5 protein-coding genes are annotated in these 4,245 nt (G+C 71.6%); 4 read left to right on the forward strand and 1 reads right to left on the reverse strand.

Annotation, left to right across the window (positions count from 1 at the left end):
- Window positions 1–33: 33 nt before the first annotated feature.
- Window positions 34–285 carry a nuclear transport factor 2 family protein gene (locus AB0M20_RS29805; RefSeq protein WP_364303642.1) on the reverse strand — a complete coding sequence of 84 codons (252 nt, stop codon included), beginning with the start codon at window positions 283–285 and terminating at the stop codon, window positions 34–36.
- 91 nt (window positions 286–376) lie between these two features.
- Here AB0M20_RS29805 and AB0M20_RS29810 point away from each other — a divergent pair, with 91 nt between their 5' ends.
- From AB0M20_RS29810 to AB0M20_RS29825, 4 genes are all read left to right on the forward strand, one after another.
- Complete coding sequence (locus tag AB0M20_RS29810; RefSeq protein ID WP_364303643.1) at window positions 377–1,114, forward strand: methyltransferase domain-containing protein; 738 nt, start codon at window positions 377–379, stop codon at window positions 1,112–1,114.
- Window positions 1,111–2,247, forward strand: a complete 1,137-nt coding sequence (locus AB0M20_RS29815) for a nucleotide pyrophosphatase/phosphodiesterase family protein (RefSeq protein WP_364303644.1) — start codon at window positions 1,111–1,113, stop codon at window positions 2,245–2,247. Before AB0M20_RS29810 ends, AB0M20_RS29815 begins: the two co-directional genes overlap by 4 nt.
- A gap of 10 nt (window positions 2,248–2,257) precedes the next feature.
- Entirely contained in the window at window positions 2,258–3,553 is a 1,296-nt protein-coding gene (locus AB0M20_RS29820; RefSeq protein WP_364303645.1) for a DNA polymerase IV, read from the forward strand.
- Window positions 3,554–3,727: 174 nt separating this feature from the next.
- The gene (locus AB0M20_RS29825) at window positions 3,728–4,120 is read left to right on the forward strand and encodes a DUF3040 domain-containing protein (protein ID WP_364303646.1); all 393 of its coding nucleotides are present in this window, start codon (window positions 3,728–3,730) and stop codon (window positions 4,118–4,120) included.
- Window positions 4,121–4,245 lie beyond the last annotated feature (125 nt).

The following is a 4,245-nucleotide window of genomic DNA, read 5'->3' on the forward strand; positions in this document are numbered from 1 at the left end:
AAGATTTTAAGTGTTGTAATTACTGTTTGTAGATCAAAAACAAAGAGCGGTGACCCGGGCGGCGAACAGGTCACCGTTCCCGACGGTCTCGTGGATCTCGAAGCGGATCTGCAGGTTCTTCTTGAGCCACCACATGATCTGTACATAGGCCCGGCGGCCCTGCGGCGCCCACGGCGGCGCGCCGTGGTCGACGAAGTCCTCGGTGACGAGGTCGCCGATGCGTTCGATGTCGCCGGCGTGGAAGTTGTCGAAGATCTGGCGGGCGAGGTTCTCTGCGTCATTCATGGAACGAGGTTCCATCGAGAGCCGGCGGCGCGGCAACGATCATGGAAAGGCTGACCAGCGCCTTCCAAGAACCGACCGATACGCTGCGTTTGTGGCAACCACACCGACCCGGCCGCTCGTCTCGGCACGTACCGCCGCCGTCTGGGCCGTCCTCAACCGCGAGCTCGACCGCTCAGGCCGCGCCCTGACCGTGCTGGACGTGGGCGGTGGCACCGGCGGCTTCGCGGTGCCGCTGGCCGAGGCCGGGCACGAGGTGACGGTGGTGGACGCCAGCCCCGATGCGCTCGCCGCGCTGACCCGCCGCGCCGCCGACGCCCACGTGGCCGAGCGGGTGCGCGCGGTGCAGGGTGACGGCGACGCGCTGGCCGGGCTGATCCCGCCCTCGTCGGCCGACCTGATCCTGTGCCACTCGGTGCTCGAGGTGGTCGACGACCCGGCCGGCGTGGTCGCGTCGATCGCCACGGCGCTGCGGCCCGGGGGAGCGGTCAGCGTGCTGGTCGCCGGGCGGGCCGCCGCGGTGCTGGGCCGGGCCGTCAACGGTCACCTCGCGACGGCGTCCGCGCTGCTCACCGATGCCGACGGCCGCGCCGGGCAGCGCGACACCCTGCGCCGGCGCTACGACGTGGAGACCGCTGCGGCGCTGTTGCGCGAGTCGGGACTCGAGGTCGAGGAGGCCCATGGGGTACGCGTACTCGTGGACCTGGTGCCCGCCGCGGTCGTCGAGTCGGATCCGCAGGCGATGCTGGATCTGGAGCTGGCGTTGTCGGCCCGCCCGCCGTTCCGCGACATCGCGTCGCAGCTGCACCTCTTCGCCCGGCGGCCGGCTTGATCATCCCGGATGACGGACTGCCCGCGGACGCCTTCGCCGCGGTGCGGCCCGCCTACGGGAGGGGCAGCCTCGCCGACCTGATGCCGAGCGTGTCAGCGGTGCTCGGCGTGCCCGGCGCCGACGACGTGCTCGGGCTGCGGGGCGCGCTGGGCGGCGTGGACCGGGTCGCGGTGCTGCTGGTCGACGGGCTTGGGGCGTACCAGTGGCCGGTGGTCTTCGGCGAGCCCTGCGCACGTACCCTGACCACGGGTTTTCCCTCCACCACACCGGTCAGCCTGGTCACTCTGGGCACGGGTGTGCCGCCGGGCGCGCACGGTGTCCTCGGCTTCACCTCCCGCATGCCGGACGGCCGGATCTTGAACCACATCCGGTGGCAGGACGACCCGGACCCCGCGAAGTGGCAGCCGGTGCCGACCCGATTCGAGGCGGCGACGGCGGGCGGGGTCGCGGCGACGCAGGTGACCAGGGCGGAGTTCGAGGGCACCGGGCTGACCGTGGCGGCGAATCGGGGCGCCTCGTTCCGCGGCGGTGCCCACTGGGAGGCGCTGGCCTCGGAGATGCTTCTCGCGCTGCGCGCCGGTCCGGGCATTGTCTACGGCTACCACCCCGATCTGGACAAGGCGGGCCACGACTCCGGGATCCTGTCGCCGCAGTGGAACGCCGCCGCAACCGACGTGCAGGAACTCGTCGAGAGGCTGGTCGAGGGCCTGCCGCCGCGCGCCGCGTTGCTGGTCACCGCCGACCACGGGCAGCTCAACGTGCCCGCCGACGCCCGCGTCGACCTGATCGAGTCGGACGGCATCGTCGCGGTGGCCGGTGAGCCGCGGGTGCGGTACCTGCACGTCGCTCCCGGCGCCGTGGCCGATGTGGCGGATGCTTGGCGCGCCGTCCTCGGGGACCGCGCCTGGGTGTTCACCCGTGAGGAAGTGATCGACGGCGGATGGTTCGGTGTGGTGCCGCCGGACCATTTCGGCCGAATCGGCGACATCGCCGTGATCTGTCAAGGTCGCACGGTCTCGCTCGCCGACGGATGGGAGCCGCCGGTGATCTCCCGGATGGTCGCTTTCCACGGGTCGGTGACCGCCGCCGAGATGACGGTTCCGCTCGGCGTTTTTGTCGGGGGGTCCGGCTAGCCTGCTGGTTGTGGGACGTAGTCAGGCCATCGGGCGTGGGCGTGACCCGCGGTTCGGGCCGGATGCCGACGACGCGGGCTGCACGATCCTGCACGTCGACATGGACGCGTTCTTCGCGTCGGTCGAGATCCGCAAGCGGCCCGAGCTGCGCGGCCGCCCGGTGGTGGTCGGCGGGCTGGGTCCGCGCGGCGTGGTCAGTTCGGCGAGCTACGAGGCCCGCAAGTTCGGGGTACGCAGCGCGATGCCGGCCATGCGAGCCCGTGCGCTGTGCCCGCAGGCGATCTTCCTGCCGCCCGACTTCGAGCAGTACACGGCGGCGTCCCGCGCCGTGATGGGCATCTTCCGCGACGTGACGCCGCTGGTCGAGCCGCTGTCGCTGGACGAGGCGTTCCTCGACGTGGCCGGTGCCCAGCGGCTGATGGGCCGGCCCGCGGAGATCGCGCGGCGGCTGCGCGAGCGGGTCTTCGAGGACCAGGCGCTGACCTGCTCGGTCGGGGTGGCGCCGAGCAAGTTCGTGGCCAAGCTCGGGTCCACGAGGGCCAAGCCCGACGGCGTGATCGTGGTCCCGGCCGGCCTGGTGCTCGACTTCCTGCACCCGCTGCCGGTCGACGCCCTGTGGGGCGTGGGGGAGCGGGCCGCTGAGGCGCTGCACCGGCTCGGCCTGGCGACGGTCGGCGACCTGGCCAACGCGCCCGTCCGCATGCTTCGCGGCGCGCTCGGCGAGGCGGCCGCGGCCCACCTGCACGAGCTGTCCTGGGGCCGCGACCCGCGCCGGGTGGTGCCGGAGCAGGTGGAGAAGTCGATCGGCGCGGAGATGACCTTCGACACCGACGTCGGCGACCCGTCGGTGATCAAGCGGAGCCTGCTGGCGCTGTCCGAGAAGGTGGGGGCACGCCTGCGCGCCGGCGGGGTCGTCGGGCGGACGATCGCGATCAAGGTCCGGCTGGCCGACTTCAAGACCGTCAACCGGTCCCGCACGGTTACGGCGACGACCGATGTGGCACGTGAGATCTTCGAAATCTCGTGGGGCCTGTTCAGGGCGCTCGGCCCCGCCGACCAGGTGCGCCTGATCGGCGTGCGGGTCGAGGGCCTGTCGACCGGCGCTGGCGCATCGCGGCAGCTCACACTGGGTGAGCCGGAGCGCGGCTGGCGCGAGGCGGAGGCCGCGGCCGACGCCGTGGCGGCCCGCTTCGGCCGATCAATCGTCGGTCCGGCCAGCCTTCTCGGCCGAAGTGATCTCCGCAGAACCGAAAATCACCCGCACTCGGCGGTCGTCCCGCTTTCCGACCCGGCAGGGCCCTCGTAGACTTGCGGCAAGGCAGTCCGGTGGGCTGTCTAGTGTCATCGGTGTCACACTGGTACATCCGCCACAGAGATGTGACGGTCAGAGTGGGTATATCAGTCACATTGGTTGTTTCCGTAACACTGGCAGGACCCGACCCCGGCCGAGGGGCCGGACATGCGCCCGGGGAGGAAAGCCGTGCCGCTCTCTGAGCACGAGCAGCGGCTGTTCGATCAGATCGAGCGGTCGCTTGCCGAGGACCCCAAGTTCGCCTCGGCTGTGCGGGCCAACGACCCGCGATTCCACGCACGGCGCCGCCTGGTGGTCGCCGCTTTCGTGATCGTCCTGGGACTGGCCCTGGTCGTCTACGGCACGGTCACCCGCATCACGCCGCTGGGCGTGGCGGGCTTCGTCGTGATGCTGGGCGCTGCGGCGTTCGCGATGCAGAGCCGCCGCAAGGGCCAGGCAACCGACCTGCACGCGGTCGGCGGCACAGCCACCCGGCGGACGCGCCAGCCGAGAGGCAAGTCGGGCGGGTTGCTCGACCGGCTCGAGGAGCGTTGGAAGAACCGTCCTGAGGGTCACCGCTAGCCCTCAACAACAAATACAGGCGACTCTCGATGGCGGCCCTGCGGGCCGCCATCGCCGTCTTCCCACCCGCCCGGCGCCGCGGGCCGAAAGGCCGCTCGCAGCGCAGAGGGCGGGTTGCGGCGCCG

Origin of the sequence: Actinoplanes sp. NPDC051633 (assembly GCF_040681735.1) — a bacterium.
In the GTDB taxonomy this organism is placed as follows: domain Bacteria; phylum Actinomycetota; class Actinomycetes; order Mycobacteriales; family Micromonosporaceae; genus Actinoplanes.

What these genes read in the sequence shown, in the direction of transcription:
- AB0M20_RS29805 (WP_364303642.1), bottom strand. Translation starts at nt 285, where the DNA reads ATGAATGACGCAGAGAACCTCGCCCGCCAGATCTTCGACAACTTCCAC.